Genomic DNA, 16,607 nt, shown 5'->3' on the forward strand with positions numbered 1-16,607 from the left:
AATCAATCACTCACCTTATGAAACGCCTCTGAAATTACAGCCATTCGGTAACTGGTTCGCGTCAAGCCGTACGATCCTGCAGGTAAATCGCGCCGCTTACCGGATCAACTTCAACCTGGTAGGTGTTAACATGACCCGTATCCGGGTCTTGAACCTGCCCGCTGCATAGATCGATCTTCCAATCATGCAGCGGACAGTGCACCTGCTTCCCGCACACCATTCCCTCCGAAAGCTTTCCTCCTTTGTGCGGGCACTTGTTCTCCACAGCCAGAATATCCCCATCCGATAAACGGAACAGCGCGATTTCCGTTCCGCCGACTTCAATGGTCCTTGAGCCCTTATGATCAATTTCGTTTACATATCCTACATGAAGTTTCGTCATCACTGGATTCCCCCTATTTCGTCACTGGTTCAGCATCAGTCAAAGGCACGAAGTTTTTACGAAGCCCGCTGTCCGACGTAATTTCCTTCCACGGATCCTTCTGCTTGCTTAAAGCCAGCTTTATTCTAGAGAAGAGCGCGACGCGGTCCTCCTTCTTCTCTAATGCTTTTTTCACATGGTCCAAGCCTACTCGCTCGATCCAAACCGATGTTCGCTCATTCCACTGCGCGTTTTCCCGATAGTATTGGATAAATGCCCCAGCCCATTCGAGCACCTCATCTTCCGTCTTCACGATGCACAATAACTCCGTAGCCCGAACATGAACGCCTCCATTGCCGCCGACGTGCAGTTCCCATCCACCATCAATCGCTACGACTCCAAAATCCTTGATGGTCGCTTCTGCGCAATTTCTAGGACATCCGGAAACCGCAAGTTTCACTTTCGCTGGGGTGCTCAGCCGCTCAAACTCTTTCTCCAAGCGTACGCCCATGCCTATGGAATCCTGGGTGCCGAATCGGCAAAACGTGGACCCCACGCAAGTTTTAACCGTACGGAGAGCTTTACCGTAAGCATACCCGGAAGGCATATCGAGCTCCTCCCACATCTTCGGCAGGTCCTCCTTCTTAACGCCAAGCAGGTCGATCCGCTGTCCACCTGTAATCTTAACCATCGGCACATCGAATTTTTCCGCAATCTCCGCGATTTTCTTTAGCTCCGACGGCGACGTCACCCCGCCATATATTCTGGGAACGACGGAATACGTGCCATCCTTCTGAATGTTGGCGTGATAACGCTCGTTCGTGAAGCGGGATTCCTTCTCATCCACGTAGGATTCCGGAAACAGCATGCCCAGATAGTAGTTCAACGATGGCCGGCATTTGGAACATCCCTCCGGATTTTCCCATCCCAGCACATTCATCACTTCTTTGACGGTTCCAAGCCCAAGACGGGTAATTTCTGCGATAATTTCATCCCGTCCTAGGGAAGTACACCCGCATATCCCTTCTTTTACGGGTTCCCCTGCTGCATCTCCGGCGTATAACTGAACCAGTCCCTCAACAAGAGGTTTGCAGCCGCCGCAGGATCCCGATGCTTTTGTACAAGCTTTAACGGAAGCAACGGTGTTGCAATTCTTCGTGAGAATGGCATCTTTTATCGTTTCTTTCGACACACCGTTACAGCCGCAAATGATCTCATCATCCGCTAGCTGAGCCAGCCGCTGCTCCGTCGATACGGCACCGGCGTTGCCCGTGAAGCCTAACAGAAGCTCCTTCTCCCGGCCCTTGATGGATTCGCCGCTTTTCATGAGCGAGAACAGCTTTGGCCCATCCCCCGTATCGCCGAACATAACAGCTCCGATGAGCTGGTCATCGCGGATGACAATTTTTTTATATACACCTTCAACTTCGTCCTGGTACCGCATGGACCTGGATCCTTCCGGGTCTGCAAAATGACCTGCCGAGAATACATCTACACCGGAAATCTTCAATTTGGTAGAAAGTACGGAGCCGGCATAACCACTTGTCTCCACACCTGCCAGATGCTTGGCAAGCACGGCTCCCTGCTCGTAGAGCGGAGCGACAAGCCCATACGCAATCCCACGATGCTCGGCGCATTCACCGACCGCGTAGATCCCCGGGATGCTCGTCTCCATATAGTCGTTCACGATAATTCCACGGTTGACCTCAATTCCCGCGGATTGTGCCAGCATGACGTTGGGCTTGATCCCGACAGCCATGACAACCAGATCTGTTTCAACACGCGTCCCATCCGTGAAACGGAGCTCCTTGACCCGCTTTCGGCCCACAATGGCCTCTGAATTTTTACTAAGCAGGAACTTCATGCCTTGGGCTTCCAATTCCAGCTGCAGCATTTTCGCTGCGGTCTCATCTAATTGACGTTCCATGATATAGGGACTAAGATGAACCACCGAAACATCCATCCCGAGATGGAGCAGCCCTCTTGCTGCTTCAAGACCAAGCAATCCTCCGCCGATGACCACGGCTTTCTTATATTTTTTGGAAGTCTCCACCATAATCTCGCAATCCTTAATATCCCGAAAGGCGATAACTCCCTCCTTGTCCGCGCCAGGCAGAGGAAGCATAAACGGATTCGAACCCGTTGCGATGATCAATGAATCATATTCGGCCGCAGCTCCTTGATCGGAGTACACTTTACGTTTCTTGGTATCGATCCGGGTTACGGTGTGGCCGGTATATAGATGGATGTTATTCTCTTTGTACCAATCCCAATCGTTGATTATAATTTCCTGCATGTCGGCTCCGCCTGCAAGAACGGAAGACAGCATAATCCGGTTGTAATTCGGATGCGGCTCAGATCCGAATATCGTGATTTCATATGCCTCCGGCGTAAGCTTAATCAAATGCTCGACTGCCCGTACCCCTGCCATACCATTCCCGATCATTACTAACTTCTTTTTTGTCATGGTTTGCGCTCCCCTCCGTCTAACACCTTAGAATAAACTTGTTGATTCATCAGAAGCCTTAAAGAGACCAAAATAGCCTGCATTCGCTCCAGTAGAGTAGGCACACTCTTACCGGGAACGAAAGCAGGCTTCTTTGCCGCTAATGGGATACACCGTTGTATCCGGGACATTTTAAAGTTCTTGAGGGAAATATACAATACCCCCGCGCCATCTGTCAACATATTTGACATTGGATGAAGAAAATTAATTAAATATCGACATCCACTTGTGATATATGTTATATAATTTAACATAATATCTATTTTTACTGACAGCTTATATCTGACGGATATCATTTATGAAAGGAGCGTCAATCCATGCGTTCATTGCTGGTTATCCACCATCCGGTCCCTGCTTCAGAGCGAAGTGACACAGATGCCAGGGCGCTTCTTCCGGAGTTTATCCTTCGTTCTTATGGATACAAGGTCCTCCTTGCCCGAAGTGAGAAGCAAGCGCTGGCTGGAATCATGGAAGCAGATGGAACGGTTCTCCATCTCCCGGTTGCCGCAATCAAGTCGTGGTCCAGCACCCTTGAACAACAAAAGCGCGTTCCGGTTCTGTGGTGGTGCAGCGATCATGCCGCTTCGCAATCTCTCGAAGCATGTGAGGATGATGTTATCATTGATGGACTTTTATTTCCCGCCATGAAGGAGCATGAGCTGCATTGGACGCTGCATTTTAGCTCCAAGCATTTTTACGAACGAGAGCAGTGGCATAACGAAAGAACGCAGCTCCTTGCTCGCATTGAAGAGCGTAAATGGATTGATATGGCCAAAGGCATTCTATGCAAGATGAAAAACATTTCGGAATCCGAAGCATACGATGTCCTGCGCAAACAGGCGATGAATGAAAGAAAAAGAATGGTGGATGTCGCAACCTCGATCGTCAAGTTGTATCAATTGCTGCAGGAGACCGGTTCAGGAGGTGCAAAAAAATCATGATCCACTTACTAAAAGAAGTCGGCCGCGGCAAGCGGGGCGCGCGTGACCTAACTTACGAGGAAGCGCTGCAGGCTGCAGAATCGATTCTCGGATTGCAGGCAACCCCTGCTCAGATCGGAGCCTTTTTCATTGCGGAACGCATCAAAATGGAAAGTGTGGAAGAATTGGAGGCATTCGTGCAGGTTTGCCGTGAATATGCGGACCGTTCGTTTGTACATGAGGGTGTAGACTGTGCAGGACCTTATGATGGCAGAAAGTCCTCTTTTTTCTCTACGTTAGCCACCGCGTTTGTACTGGCTGCTGCTGATCTGCCTGTCACTCTGCATGGAACCGCATCACTGCCCCCGAAGTGGGGGATCACATTATCGGATATACTCGCGGCGAAGGGGATATCCGAATCGTTACTGGCAAAAGAATCATGCATCCGCGCAGCCCATCAATCCGGCGTATTATATGTACATGCTGAGGAATGGTGTCCCCCGCTTAACAATCTTCGCCCGATCCGGGAGGAGCTCGGTATGCGGACCGTGCTCAACACGGCCGAAAAGTTTGTGGATTACGCCCATTCCCCTTTCCTAACTTTCGGCGTATACCATAACACGGTCTTTGACCGTTTAAGCCGACTGATCCTAAAGCTCGGTTATCGGAAAGCGATCATCATTCAGGGAAGTGAAGGCTCCGATGAACTGTTCATTCACCGGCCCACGCGGACTTACCGGGTTGAGAACGGTGAAGCCAGCCTCCATATCATCGATCCGGAAACGTACGGACTTGATACGCCCGTTCCGGACATAAGCTGGACCCCGTCCGAACAAGCTAACGTTACCGCAGAGGTTCTGCAGGGTAAGGGGGATATCGCTTTTATGTACCAGGTTTTGCTGAATGGAGCTGTTCGCTTACACTTGGCGGATAAGGTCAGATCCGTCGAGGAAGGGATCTATACTTGCAAGGCACTGCTGGATTCGGGTAAACCGTGGGAGTTATACGACAAATGGTTGTCCTTGCTTGTAGAGCCTGTCCCACATGATGGTTGGACCTCACCAATCGTATGACAGGTTTCGCATTAAAACAGAAGAAACCCGCACCGGGCAAGGGGTGCGGGTTTCATTCATTAATACCTATTAAACTCCAAATCCAAATCCGAATGCAGAAACGATGATGACCAAGAGAATGAAGAGTACCAGTACTGCTCCAACGGAACCATATCCACCGCCATATCCACCAACTTCACCCATTGTTCTAACCCTCCTTTACTTTTCCGAACACAACATCCTATGCTCGATATTTCAAAGAGCTTAGACTATAGAGAAATAAAATAAAAACAGACTGGCGTTGAGTCAAAATGAATATGGATTCTTAAAGGTAATAACTTATTTCGCAATCATTTTCTTGGCATAGTTCAGCACATCCGATTTTGCGCTCTCCGCCCAAATGCTGTACCGGATCTGCTGCTCTTCATCCACCCAATCCAGGTGATCCCTTCCCTTGGAATCGGCTGTGTAGACACATTCTACTCCATTAATGACGATGGTTTCCTTCATCTCGTTCGGTTTCTTCTGCGGCACAGGCGTTCCGCCCATTGGACAACCCATACCTCAAGTATGAATCGTTTTGATGTAATGTCGATCTTTTCTTTTATCGGTAACGAGGTCTTCGAACGTCTGGATGATCCCACTTCTCGCTTATATACTTGAAGGCATATGCTCCTGCCATAAAATATATTTTTAATTATATATCTTATCATCTAAGATGAAATCACAGAAATCAATGGATAAGGCCGAAGAGGTATCCGCCCATAATGCAGTACAAATAAAAGGAGGTTATTCGCAATGTCCAACATCCAGGATAATCACAAGGTATTAGAGGAGCAGGAAGGTCGCTTCATTAGACAAACGATTGCCGATATGGAATCGGCATTTAATCAACATGATGCCGATGCCTTGGACCGTCACTTTACCCAAGACTCCACTTGGGTCAATGTTATGGGGGAGATGCTCTCAGGCTGGGAGCAAATAAATAACGCACATAAAGTTGTTTTAAAAGGGCCGCTTCTTCATTCATACGCAAAGTATTTCGTTGAGAAACTTGTATTCATACGCCAGGATGTGGCCATCGCGCATATACGACAGTATCCGGCTACATCGAGGGGGGAACTCATCGAAGACGGACAAGGAAGCCTTGCAATCTATGTGATGGTCAAGGATCAAGACACTTGGCAACTTGCTGCGGGTCAGAATACTTTAATCCAGTCGCACCGTAAAGGACAATCACAATAAGATTGAATCTATCAGCCACGCAGCTTAAACAACATTTCCCATATTAAAACCCAGATTCCCGATCATAGGATTGGGGACCTGGGCATCATCTATTTTTAAATATCGGCTTAAACGGCTATGTCCGCTTTGAGTCAAACTGAAAGATCAACTTCTCATTGTCGTCCCTCGCAGCCAAAAATTCCTGCACGCGTGAGTCCGAAACATAGTTGCTCATCGTCTTTCTCCAGAATGCCTGCGCTCGCGTATTGCGATCCGTGGCATTCGTCTGGACTTCCCAGCTGCCGGCATGCTTGCGGAACACTTGTGATGCAGCATTCTCCGCAACATGTTTGCCTCGAAAGGGCTTCATAACAAAAAACTCATTCATGTAAAATTCACTGCCATATGTATATGGCGGGGTTGCTACCAGAGCAAATCCTGCCGGGATGCCATCCACTCGAATCAGGTAAGGATACAAAATCGTTGGCTTCTCCCACCATATATCAAAAACTTGATTCTGGTCATTCAAGGTTTTTGTGTCATCTTCCTCATAGACGCCATATCGATTCGGCTTCCATCCCCATATCCCTGATAAATCATGCAAATACAGCGGATATATATTATTAATGATAAATTTGGTGGAAGAATCGGTTAACTCCACGGTAACTTTCATATGTTCTCCTCCGTTCTAGACATAACCCAAACTCTTGAAATACTGCATTTTGCGATCTATAAAACCTTCATCATAGTCGGCAATGCCTGCAAACTCCGAATCTTGAAAACATAATCCAAAGAGCCAAAGCTGCCGAATGGCAACAAAAACAGGGACAGCGGCTAGATCATTTTCGCCGAGGGATCTGACACTGCCATATCCTCTCAAAAAGGCGTCCCATAATCCTTCCACTTCCTTCGGGTCATGCCCGCTATGTATCTCCCTGGCCAGTCTGAACTCGGCAAGATCGTAAGCTCTCCAGCCGTAACCGCATAAATCAAAATCGTAATGGGTCAGCTCTCCATCCTTCACAAATGCGGCATTCGTGTTGCCATGCAGATCTCCGTGGCATACGCCCCAATCTAAACCTCTAATCTCGAGTTCCGAGATTCGTTTCTTTAGTTCCGCTGCCCATTCACCTAGGTAGTTGTAATCCATCAACCGATGCTCCATATAGGGTCTGATGATGGATAAAGGTCGATCAATAAGAAACTCCATATTCAGCTGTTCCCTTGCATGAACACATTCAAAATGATCCGCCGCCTTATGCATATGGCCAATGGATTCGCCGAATCGATAACTGTCCGCAATGGCGTGAATCGGCCTTTCGTGCCCTTCGGCATATTGAAATAGAACTCCGTACCGAGTTCCCTCCATGACGTTAAACCCTCTAAGGTATACGCCGTCTTTTCCCGGAATCGGCTCTGACACGCTGATCCCGTTCGCACCGAGAAACTGCAGCAATTCCAATTCAAACTCGATATCAGACCGGCTTCTTCGATCAGCCCTGTAGATACGAAATATATACTTATCAACGTCCGTTTCCACTTCATACGTATCGTTCATGCCCCGCAGAAAATACTGAATTTTCACAACGTTGCCGATATCATAATGGTGTTGGATATGTAACCCTACCGCTTGCTTGGACAGAAGCGAGTAGCTGACAGGAAATAAACTCATACGAAATCCCTCCTTGCACTCAAGGGTATCATCCTCAGCCACCGCTTCCATATAGGCTGTATGATTATAATTATTTTTTATATAATCCGCGGTGCGTCTTCATCACAAAAAAAGCAATAAGCTCTGTCTTCATCCGGGCAGGCTTACTGCTTGAAATTCATTTAATTAATTATGATTTTCTTGTAAATCCCATGAGCTCTTTCACATGCAGGGTATTTTCCGAGGATGTCAGCTTCTCCAGTAAAGTGAATGCCACATCAAAAGCCGTTGCCGGGTTGCATGAGGTGATCAGGTTTCCATCCACAACAACCTGTTCGTCCACGACATGGGCACCGAATTCCCGCAGCTGCGATTTTCTGATGCTGGTCGGGTGATCATACGTCGTGGCTCTTCGTCCCTCCAGCACACCGGCTTTGCCAAGCGTAAGAGCTGCAACGCAGATCGTGGCAATCCACTTGCCCTGCTCATGAAATTCCCGAATGATCTTGGAGAATCTGGAGTCATATCCATCGTTATAAAAGCCCGCTTCCTCGAACCCGCCAGGAATCGCCAGTGCATCGTAATCCTCCACCTTCACCGAGTCCAGCGTGACCTCAGGAATGACGGTAAAATTCCACGTGCATTTCAATCTGTCATGCAGTCCCGCAGTCACAACCTGGGTTGTCCCGTCTCCCTCCAGATTGTTCCACCCCAGAACATCCGTAAATACACTCGCTTCCACAGCTTCAAACCCATCCGCCAACAACAAAAGCACTTTTTTCATAAGCCATCCTCCCCCATCCTTCTCACTATATACGATCTTAAAGATATCCCCATCTTTCGGATTGTGTTCTATCTTAACGATACTTATCTCTAAATTCAACAAAAAACAAATAAAAACAACCAAAAGAAGCAGTCCGGTAACTGCCTCTTTTGGTTCAATAGCCTGCATATCCACACAGATGAATTACTGATTTAAATCGTATAACCCAGGTGCATGTTCGTTGGCCAGCTCAGGCATCACAGGTAACGGGAACCCCTCTGGAGGTTGAGCCACTTGCAGTCCCCCCCCATTTCTGCTTGGGGTTTGACCGCTAAAGATTTCGCCGATTCGCGTCTCATCCAGCCTGAAGTTGAACTGTGCGTTATGGAAGCCCATATCTACGTATTTTTGACACTCCGGATATTTATGGATGTCATAATTCGGAACGGGAAATATTTTGCCCCATTCAACGCCCAGCGTCTCCAGCGCTTTGGCAAACGCATTTTGATGCGCGTTATCCCGTACAATCAGGAAAGCCAACGTCTCGCGGAAGGTTTTGTTTGTGCTCATCTCGTAGATTCTCGTTTTTTGGAGCACTCCCGTTGATTCGAGCACGACATTATCAAGTAAATTGCTAACCAAATTTCCGTGATCGTACACGTAATTCCCCTGCCATGGGTTTCCTGCGGCATCAACAGGCAAAGAACTTTGGGCTCCCATAATGAAGTGATGCGGATTCGCATGCTTAATCGCTTCGTTCAGAGGAGCACCGTCCGCTCCAGCATTACCTGCCCCTTCTGCGCCCGCACCGGTCAGCAGCTGGTTGATCGTATGTTGAACCAACTCGACATGGCTTATCTCCTCCAAGAAAACGCCACGGATCAAGTCACGGTATTGAGTTGCGTTCCCTCTGAAATTGTTGCTTTGGAAAAAGAACTGCATCAACGTCCGCATTTCGCCGAATCGGCCGCCTAACGTTTCCTGCAGCACTTTTGCAGCTGCTGGATCGGGTTTATCCGGAACGATCAGATTGATCAGATCCTCTTTGTAAAAATACATGCAATTTCCTCCCGCTTCCTCAATATTGTCACGAATCCAGTTTGTGTTTATGATGTATTTTCCATGCATCCGTACTTTAGACAATAATTTCCTGCAAATTCCTGTTAGTACCCTACCTCGAAAGAATTAAAAGGTACTCTCCTGCACATAATGACTCTGTTTGCATTAAACACAAAAGGAGAGAATAACTTGGGAATTCTAAGCGGTAATCCAAAGGATGAACCTATGCATTATGGAGAGATCTTCAGTGTATGGGAGGCGTCCATGATGGCAAAAGGCATGGTTTCCTGCTACGAGGCTTATATGAATCACGCAGGCGATAAAGATCTCAAAAAAATGCTAAAAGATCTGTTGGATCAAGCAAAACTGGAGATTAAGGAATGTGATGAACTGCTTACAGATAACGGAATTGCCCCTGCACCGGGACTTCCGGAAAGACCCCCGGCCAAACTTGAGGATATTCCAGCAGGCGCAAGATTCACGGATCCTGAAATTGCTGCCAAAATCGCCGCAGATACATCACTCGGGCTCGTATCATGCAGTAAAACCATGGGGATGTCCATTCGGGAGGATATTGGAGCTTTATTCGCTAAATATCATCTCACTAAGACGGCACTGGGTGTGCGGATCCTTCAGATGAATAAGGAAAAAGGCTGGCTTATTCCTCCTCCTCTTCAAATCAAGAGACCTGAAGAAAAATAGCCTAAAGCACAAAGACACTCTGATCTCCGATGAGGTCAGAGTGTCTTTTCTTTGTTTTAAATTAGTTAACCTGAGAAGACCTTGCCGAAATTCAAGCCCGTTGTTTTCGAACAGGCTCATGGTCTCGTAGGAGCCACATGTGGTAGAAATATTCAAAGATACCGGCTAATACCGTAATCAGCAGGATCTCAAACAAATTCAGCGTCCAGTTGGCCGATTCGCTGATGATCCACAGTATGACGAATACCAGCCCTGCATCTGCGATGGTAGCGATCATGTTATTGGTCCTAGGCAAAATCAAAAGATCACCCACCAGATAAGCAACAACGCCAATACCCAAAGCAGCAATAACCGCTGATGCCACCGTGGCATTGGAAAGCCCGACTAGGATTGCCGTTATCATAACGCCATGCACCAAAAGCTTAACCAGTAACTTCTCCAACCTGATCACTCCTTTTCCCGTTAGGTTATCCCACTTGTATAATTAATAACCTATTTTTACCCGTTTAAACTTTTCTTTTTCTATCAGTCTCTATTCGTACATTGTCGGTGGAAAATCCTCGTGATCCTAAAGGACTAATCCCTTACGCCAGATGTCATTCCATGGTCGGAGACAGGCTGCATGGACAATTTACCGGTTTGTGCTTGATTTCTCCCAATCAGAATCATTCCTATAATGACCAGGAGTCCCCCGCCCCACTGCTCCCAACCGGCCGTTTCCTTCAATAGAATGACCGAGAGCATTAAGGCGGTGAATGGCATCATCCCGGAAAAAGCTGCAGCCGTTGATGCTTGGCACCGCTTGATGCCGGCATACCAACAAATAAAAGCCAGGGCCGTTACAATAGGTCCATACCAAACGAGAGCCAGCCACTCCTTTAGCCCGATCGCTGATAGTGAAGCTGCGGGGGTCTCAAACCATGAAGGAACCAGGCAGAGCATGAGGGCCAGTGCAGAGACCAATGTCGTTTGGACTATAGGATGAATACTCTCATCGTATGTCTTGTTTTGCTTGACCGAACTGATCCGAGACAGGATGTTAAAGTAAGATTCACTCGCTGCTGCGCAGAGGACTAGCGCGTTACCCCATACATGATGAATCGAAAATGAAACATCGGATGAAAATAACCCCTGGATAACGATAACTCCTCCCACCGTGCTTAGAACCCCCACTAGTTTCGTGCGGTTCATCGATTCTTTCAGCAGCATGCCGGCCAGAATAACGGTAAAGGCAGGCGTGGCACCCGTTAATATTCCGGCTTCAGCAGAACTTGTATGTTGTAGGCCGTACAGTAGAAACATCCGAAACAGAAACATTCCAAATAACGCCTGGAAGAATAGAATCCTCCACTCTCTTATCGATAACCGACGGACCGTCTTCATCAGGTTCCTCAGGCACAGAGGCAGCAAACACAGAAGCGCAAAGAACAAGCTGACTGCAGTAATGGTGAAAACCCCTAATCTTTCGTTCAAAAACCAACCGGTAATAACCGAGGTACCCGCAAGTGAAAAAGCACCCAACAGATACAGCATCCCTTTCCAACGCTCCAAACGATCACATCCCCCAAATTATCCTAGGATTAATAGACATTGATAGTATGCTACAATCATAGAGTGTGAACTGGTACGGATAAAGAGCCAGTTAAACTAGAATTTATACAGACCAGTTGGAGGTCATGCCCTAATGTGGGGAATTGAACTGATGCGGAGCAGCGAAATTCCGCTGAAACGCCAGATTTATCTTGCCGTTCGGGACCAGATTATTAACGGGAAACTCAAGGCAGGTGAAGCACTGCCATCTACTCGTGTTTTGGCCAATGTACTGCATGTTTCACGAAACACCGTAAATGAAGCTATTGAGATGCTGCTCGTCGAAGGCTTTGTCGTGAGCCGCCAGGGAGCACCGACCCGGATTGCCGAAGGTTTGTCTCTGGATGACCCGCCGGTTGAAGAACCGCCGAAGCGGGTAGAGCCCCCCCTTTCTTTTCTAGTTGATTTCCGGACGGGCCAGCCGGAATTAAGGCAATTTCCACGGTATCTGTGGCAGCAGATCTCGCAGAAAACATTAAGCGAGATGCCTCCTGATCTGCTAGGTTATACCGGTCCCCAAGGATTGCCGCGACTGCGCATGGAAATCGTCTCATGGTTATACAGGAGCAAAGGGCTCTCCATAGATCCTCAGGACGTCTTTATAACGGCAGGAGCTACCCATGCACTGCACGTCATTGCTGACTTGTTGTATGAGGATGGAATGGAAATTATGGTTGAGGATCCCTGCAACATCGAGATGCTGCAGACATTTATTAATAAAGGCTACATCGTCAGACCTATTTCAGTAGATGAACATGGAATACAGCCAGACAAGCTGAATGGAAAACCATCTTCACCCGTCTATATCACGCCTTCACATCAATTTCCTCTAGGCGGAATCCTGCCCGCTGACCGACGTGCCGCGTTAATCCGTTTCGCACGGGAGAACCAAAGCTATATTATCGAGGATGATTATGACAGTGAATTCCGTTATTATGGTGATCCGGTATCCCCGTTATATGCCATGGACTCGGAGCGGGTAATCTATATCGGTACATTTAGTAAAGTACTCTTTCCTGCTCTTCGAATTGGTTATGCGATACTTCCACCTAAGCTTCAGCAACGCTGGCGTTTTCTCCGCACTTATACGGATGTCCAGAATCCGCCGTTTGAGCAAGCGGCACTGGCTGAGTTTTTACATACTCGAAAATTCGACAGACATATTAGGAAAATGCGGAAGTTATATGGTGAGCGTAGGGAGGTGCTTCTATCATCACTGGAAGCGTGTTTCGGGGAGGCCTGGCACCCCTGGGGAGATGCGGCAGGGCTGCATCTTGCCGTTGAGTTTCCCGGAATTCATTTTGATGAATCGTTCAGAGAAAAAAGCCGGTTAAACAGAATACGCATTACGCCAGTGGAGTATCACAGTATTCAGAAGGGCATGCATGTAAACAAGCTGCTTCTGGGTTACGGTCATCTAAGCCCTGATGAGATTCGCGAAAACATGGCGTTACTGCTCACCTATTTGAAGGAGCAGGGCCACTATGAATGAACGAAGGAAAGGCTGCCGGGTTGGCAGCCTTGTTTTATTGATATACAGAGCAGGACTCTATCTTTCCTTACTTACTGATGTCTCAACCTTCTTACCTGCAAGTCGTTTCGCAGCTTCTTCGGCTTCCTGAAATGCCTGTGCCAGAACTTGATCCCTATCGAAAAATGCATTTCCTTGTGCCCGGATGATCTGATAATCCATAACCCCCATAAAGTTAAACATGGATTTAAGGTATTTATGCGAATATTCCACCTCGGTATACCAATCGTTATTCGTATAAATGGCGTCACTGGCCTGAATGACCAGCAAGCTGCGGCCATCGGTGAGCAAACCTTCGGAACCCTTCTCCGTATATTGGAATGTTTCCCGAGCAATGAGGATGTTATCGATATAATCCTTAAGCTTGGAAGGAACGTTGAAATTGTGCATCGGCATGACGATGACATATTTCCATGCTGCCTTAAATTGCTGCAGAATGGCGGACATGCGGTCCGTTAGGCGGTGCTCCTCTTCGTTAAGGGGCACCCCTCTTCCCTGTTTGCTCCGTAGCTCTAGAATCATATGGTCTATGGCGGGTATGGAATCACGATATAAATCGATTTGTTCTATTGCTCCTGCTGGGTTCCATGTCGTGTATGCCTCCAAAAAATGCTGAAGCACCTGCAGGCTGACCGATGTCGTTGACTCCACCCTTGGATGTGCGTTGATGATGAGCATGTTCTCCATCTTATATCTCTCCTTTTTTGTCTATTTCATAATGTAGACAACTAAGGCACTCCAAGTGTGACATCAATTATGCTTTTATGCATAATTCAATGGATGCAATGGAAATGATATCTATATATGTGTGCGGGGGAGTGAATATATGGATCTCAAAGAAAGCCTTGCTGAGTATTTCAAGGCGAATGCTGATTATTTCAATGTTGAAATTCGATTGCTGCAGTATCAAGTTCAAGTGATTGGTTTAGATTCGTTAGTTGATCTGCCCCAGAGTATCGCATCCCTTCAAACTCAAACCTCAAATTTGGTCAAAACCTCCCTGCCGCCCGCTAAACTTCTTAAAATTTTGGGCGAGCTTGTAGAACCTAATCTGGCATCGATTGTACCTAACCTCATGAAGGGCCAGCTGATCCTGCTTGAGTCTGTGTCTGGAACCTGCTGTGCCGTTCTTCCGATATCGAAAAGTGTCACCCGCTCGGTCTCAGCGCCTGAAACGGAAAGTACGGTATACGGCTCCAGCAGCTCTTTTCAGGAGGATATCCATACGAATATCGGCATCCTTCGAAAACACTGCACCGGATCCAGCCTTCAGGTAGAATCGTACACGGCAGGGTCAAGTCACCCCAAGTCGTTATTGCTAATTTATCAGGAGGACAGGATCAACCCCCAGTTACTGCAATCCATTCAAGCGAAGATCAGAGCAGGATTACACCAGGATGTTCAACATATCCAACAGCTTGAGAACATGCTGGGATTAAACAAGTGGTCGTTCGTAACCAACTTCAACATGACGGAGTTGCCGCAAAATGCAGCTCACGCCCTTCAACAAGGTAAAGTTGTTTTTATGATTGACCGTTATCCTTTTGCAATCATTTTACCCAGTCACGTCATGGATATGTTCTGCATGAAGGACGATCATAATTACCCTCGCACGTTCATGTACCTTATCCGTCTTTTGCGAATAGTGGGCGTCTTGATCGCAACGATTATTCCTGGGTTATACGTGGCCTTAGTGTCCGTTAACCCTGAGGTACTGCGGCTTCAGTTGGCCTTGTCGATTGCTAACAGCCGGCAGGACGTACCTTATCCCGCCTTTGTCGAAACGCTGCTCCTCCTCATCGTTCTGGAGCTCATTCTTGAAGCAAGCGTTCGACTTCCAAAAAGCGTGGGACCCACGATTACGATGGTTGGCGGTATTATACTGGGCCAAGCAGCCGTGTCCGCTAAACTTGTCAGCAACCTTCTGATTATCGTGCTGGCGGGTACCACGATCGCTTCTTCTACGGTAGTGGGGTTTCAGAACGCTGTAACGGTTCGCGTGTTCAAATACCTGCTGATCATTTTATCCGCCATCTATGGGATGTTGGGGCTCCTTGCTGGAATCGTGGTCATCTGTGCCTATATGGGTCATCAAAAAAGCATGGGCATTCCTTTCTTGTCATTTCCAACATTAAATCAGAGGGATGATCGCAATGGATAAGAGTGGTTATCAAGCAGCCATCGTGTATGTGGTTTGTCATATGGGTCTTATCTTTTTTCTCTATCCTTCCGATTTGTTTTCAGCCATGGACATGGGGCATTGGATCGGAATCTCCATAAGCTATGTACTGCATGTGATAGCCCTCTACATGTATGTCAAAGGACTGCAATGGGCCGCGCACCGGAATGTCGTGGATATTTTCGGGAGCGTCGGCAGATTTCTTCCGTGGCTGCTCCTGCTGCCTGCCTTTCTCTACTTCGGCGTAGCCATTATCATAACGATTCGAGCTTATTCCGAGATGCTCACCTTAGTATTCTTATCAAGCACGCCGCTGTGGGCGATCCAGTTGTTACTGATGTCCATTGCTTTCCTCATGGCTTGGCAAGGAATGGGCAGCATGGCCCGAACCAGCGTCCTGCTGGTCATCCTGTTTACCATCCCCATCATTTTTGTGCTCTGCTTTAGCTTTCAAAATGTGGATTGGTATTACCTGCTGCCGATCATTGACCCGGGTCAATCGTTCCATTTTCTTGCGAAACCTGATTTTCTGGTCAGTTTATTCGTATATGCGGGCGGCTTCTTTTTCCTGGGGCTGTTACCGCCCTCTATACAGATCAGCACCAAAAAAATGATGTTAGGCTGTCTCCTGCTGTTTCCCATGTTCTTATTGTCCGTATATTTGCCGCTTCTGACCTTTGGTCACGCTACCGCCGAATTATATGAATTCCCCATGCTAATGACGATAGACACCGTGAACATTACATGGCTTTTATTTGATCGGGTCACAATCTTCTTTTTATTGAGTTTGATGGCTTTTGCATTTCTATACCTGGGTGTGACGTTATGGGTTCTCGTCACGCTTGCGAAGCGGGCCGTCCCGTTCATCCCTCAAAACTTTCTCCTGATTGCGCTGACCATCGGATTGTTTGCCATATCCATCGCCATCCCCAACTGGGACTACCTTAAGACGCTGCAAGGGTGGATAATTCCACTGAGGCTGTATATGTTCCTGGTGATTCCGCTGATCACGTTTATCATCGGTTGGCGGCATAAGCATAATGCGAACCGTACGACGGAGGTTACTTAA

The 16,607-nt window shown here is 47.5% G+C and carries 18 protein-coding genes; 7 read left to right on the top strand and 11 right to left on the bottom strand.

What is annotated here, in order from left to right; genetic code table 11:
* Positions 1 to 61: 61 nt before the first annotated feature.
* Entirely contained in the window at positions 62 to 382 is a 321-nt protein-coding gene (gene nirD / locus DP091_RS09365) for a nitrite reductase small subunit NirD (protein ID WP_113058081.1), read from the bottom strand.
* 13 nt (positions 383 to 395) lie between these two features.
* Positions 396 to 2,828 (bottom strand): nitrite reductase large subunit NirB, encoded by a 2,433-nt coding sequence (gene nirB, locus DP091_RS09370; protein WP_113058082.1) that lies wholly within the window; start codon positions 2,826 to 2,828, stop codon positions 396 to 398.
* Positions 2,829 to 3,184: 356 nt separating this feature from the next.
* On the opposite strand from nirB, the gene DP091_RS09380 reads away from it, so the two are divergent.
* Positions 3,185 to 3,808, top strand: coding sequence for an ANTAR domain-containing response regulator (locus DP091_RS09380; RefSeq protein WP_113058084.1), 624 nt, complete (start codon positions 3,185 to 3,187; stop codon positions 3,806 to 3,808).
* A complete protein-coding gene (locus tag DP091_RS09385) occupies positions 3,805 to 4,860 on the top strand; it encodes an anthranilate phosphoribosyltransferase (protein ID WP_113058085.1) in 1,056 nt (351 codons plus the stop codon). Before DP091_RS09380 ends, DP091_RS09385 begins: the two co-directional genes overlap by 4 nt.
* 69 nt (positions 4,861 to 4,929) lie before the next feature.
* On the opposite strand, the gene DP091_RS31565 is transcribed toward DP091_RS09385, so the two are convergent.
* Together DP091_RS31565 and DP091_RS09390 are read right to left on the bottom strand one after the other, a co-directional pair.
* A complete protein-coding gene (locus DP091_RS31565) occupies positions 4,930 to 5,043 on the bottom strand; it encodes a sporulation protein YjcZ (RefSeq protein WP_194542276.1) in 114 nt (37 codons plus the stop codon).
* A 135-nt stretch (positions 5,044 to 5,178) separates the two neighbouring features.
* Positions 5,179 to 5,388, bottom strand: a complete 210-nt coding sequence (locus DP091_RS09390) for a hypothetical protein (RefSeq protein WP_258394455.1) — start codon at positions 5,386 to 5,388, stop codon at positions 5,179 to 5,181.
* 249 nt (positions 5,389 to 5,637) lie between these two features.
* Between DP091_RS09390 and DP091_RS09395 the strand changes: the two genes are divergently transcribed.
* Positions 5,638 to 6,084 carry an SgcJ/EcaC family oxidoreductase gene (locus tag DP091_RS09395; protein ID WP_113058086.1) on the top strand — a complete coding sequence of 149 codons (447 nt, stop codon included), beginning with the start codon at positions 5,638 to 5,640 and terminating at the stop codon, positions 6,082 to 6,084.
* Between the two features lie 115 nt (positions 6,085 to 6,199).
* Here DP091_RS09395 and DP091_RS09400 read toward each other — a convergent pair whose 3' ends face one another.
* The 4 genes from DP091_RS09400 to DP091_RS09415 all read right to left on the bottom strand — a co-directional run bounded on the left by DP091_RS09400 (position 6,200) and on the right by DP091_RS09415 (position 9,536).
* A complete protein-coding gene (locus DP091_RS09400) occupies positions 6,200 to 6,736 on the bottom strand; it encodes a GNAT family N-acetyltransferase (protein ID WP_113058087.1) in 537 nt (178 codons plus the stop codon).
* 15 nt (positions 6,737 to 6,751) lie between these two features.
* A complete protein-coding gene (locus DP091_RS09405; RefSeq protein ID WP_113058088.1) occupies positions 6,752 to 7,735 on the bottom strand; it encodes a phosphotransferase in 984 nt (327 codons plus the stop codon).
* 169 nt (positions 7,736 to 7,904) lie between these two features.
* On the bottom strand, positions 7,905 to 8,498 hold the full coding sequence (locus DP091_RS09410; protein WP_113058089.1) for a DJ-1/PfpI family protein: 594 nt from the start codon (positions 8,496 to 8,498) through the stop codon (positions 7,905 to 7,907).
* 183 nt (positions 8,499 to 8,681) lie between these two features.
* Positions 8,682 to 9,536 carry a manganese catalase family protein gene (locus tag DP091_RS09415; RefSeq protein WP_113058090.1) on the bottom strand — a complete coding sequence of 285 codons (855 nt, stop codon included), beginning with the start codon at positions 9,534 to 9,536 and terminating at the stop codon, positions 8,682 to 8,684.
* 189 nt (positions 9,537 to 9,725) lie between these two features.
* Here DP091_RS09415 and DP091_RS09420 point away from each other — a divergent pair, with 189 nt between their 5' ends.
* On the top strand, positions 9,726 to 10,238 hold the full coding sequence (locus DP091_RS09420; protein ID WP_113058091.1) for a DUF3231 family protein: 513 nt from the start codon (positions 9,726 to 9,728) through the stop codon (positions 10,236 to 10,238).
* 91 nt (positions 10,239 to 10,329) lie between these two features.
* Here the strand turns inward: DP091_RS09420 and DP091_RS09425 are convergent, their stop codons facing one another.
* Together DP091_RS09425 and DP091_RS09430 are read right to left on the bottom strand one after the other, a co-directional pair.
* A complete protein-coding gene (locus DP091_RS09425; protein WP_113058092.1) occupies positions 10,330 to 10,680 on the bottom strand; it encodes a DUF2512 family protein in 351 nt (116 codons plus the stop codon).
* A 134-nt stretch (positions 10,681 to 10,814) separates the two neighbouring features.
* A complete protein-coding gene (locus DP091_RS09430) occupies positions 10,815 to 11,789 on the bottom strand; it encodes a DMT family transporter (protein WP_113058093.1) in 975 nt (324 codons plus the stop codon).
* Positions 11,790 to 11,922: 133 nt separating this feature from the next.
* On the opposite strand from DP091_RS09430, the gene pdxR reads away from it, so the two are divergent.
* Positions 11,923 to 13,320 carry a MocR-like pyridoxine biosynthesis transcription factor PdxR gene (gene pdxR / locus DP091_RS09435; RefSeq protein ID WP_113058094.1) on the top strand — a complete coding sequence of 466 codons (1,398 nt, stop codon included), beginning with the start codon at positions 11,923 to 11,925 and terminating at the stop codon, positions 13,318 to 13,320.
* A gap of 57 nt (positions 13,321 to 13,377) precedes the next feature.
* Here pdxR and DP091_RS09440 read toward each other — a convergent pair whose 3' ends face one another.
* Positions 13,378 to 14,046, bottom strand: coding sequence for an FMN-dependent NADH-azoreductase (locus DP091_RS09440; protein WP_113058095.1), 669 nt, complete (start codon positions 14,044 to 14,046; stop codon positions 13,378 to 13,380).
* Positions 14,047 to 14,185: 139 nt separating this feature from the next.
* Here DP091_RS09440 and DP091_RS09445 point away from each other — a divergent pair, with 139 nt between their 5' ends.
* Both DP091_RS09445 and DP091_RS09450 read left to right on the top strand, forming a co-directional pair.
* Positions 14,186 to 15,520, top strand: coding sequence for a spore germination protein (locus DP091_RS09445; protein ID WP_113058096.1), 1,335 nt, complete (start codon positions 14,186 to 14,188; stop codon positions 15,518 to 15,520).
* Positions 15,513 to 16,607: a GerAB/ArcD/ProY family transporter gene (locus DP091_RS09450; RefSeq protein ID WP_113058097.1), complete on the top strand. Its 1,095-nt coding sequence runs from the start codon at positions 15,513 to 15,515 to the stop codon at positions 16,605 to 16,607. Before DP091_RS09445 ends, DP091_RS09450 begins: the two co-directional genes overlap by 8 nt.

The organism is Paenibacillus sp. MDMC362, from assembly GCF_003269305.1.
Classification (GTDB): Bacteria; Bacillota; Bacilli; order Paenibacillales; family Paenibacillaceae; genus Paenibacillus_AQ.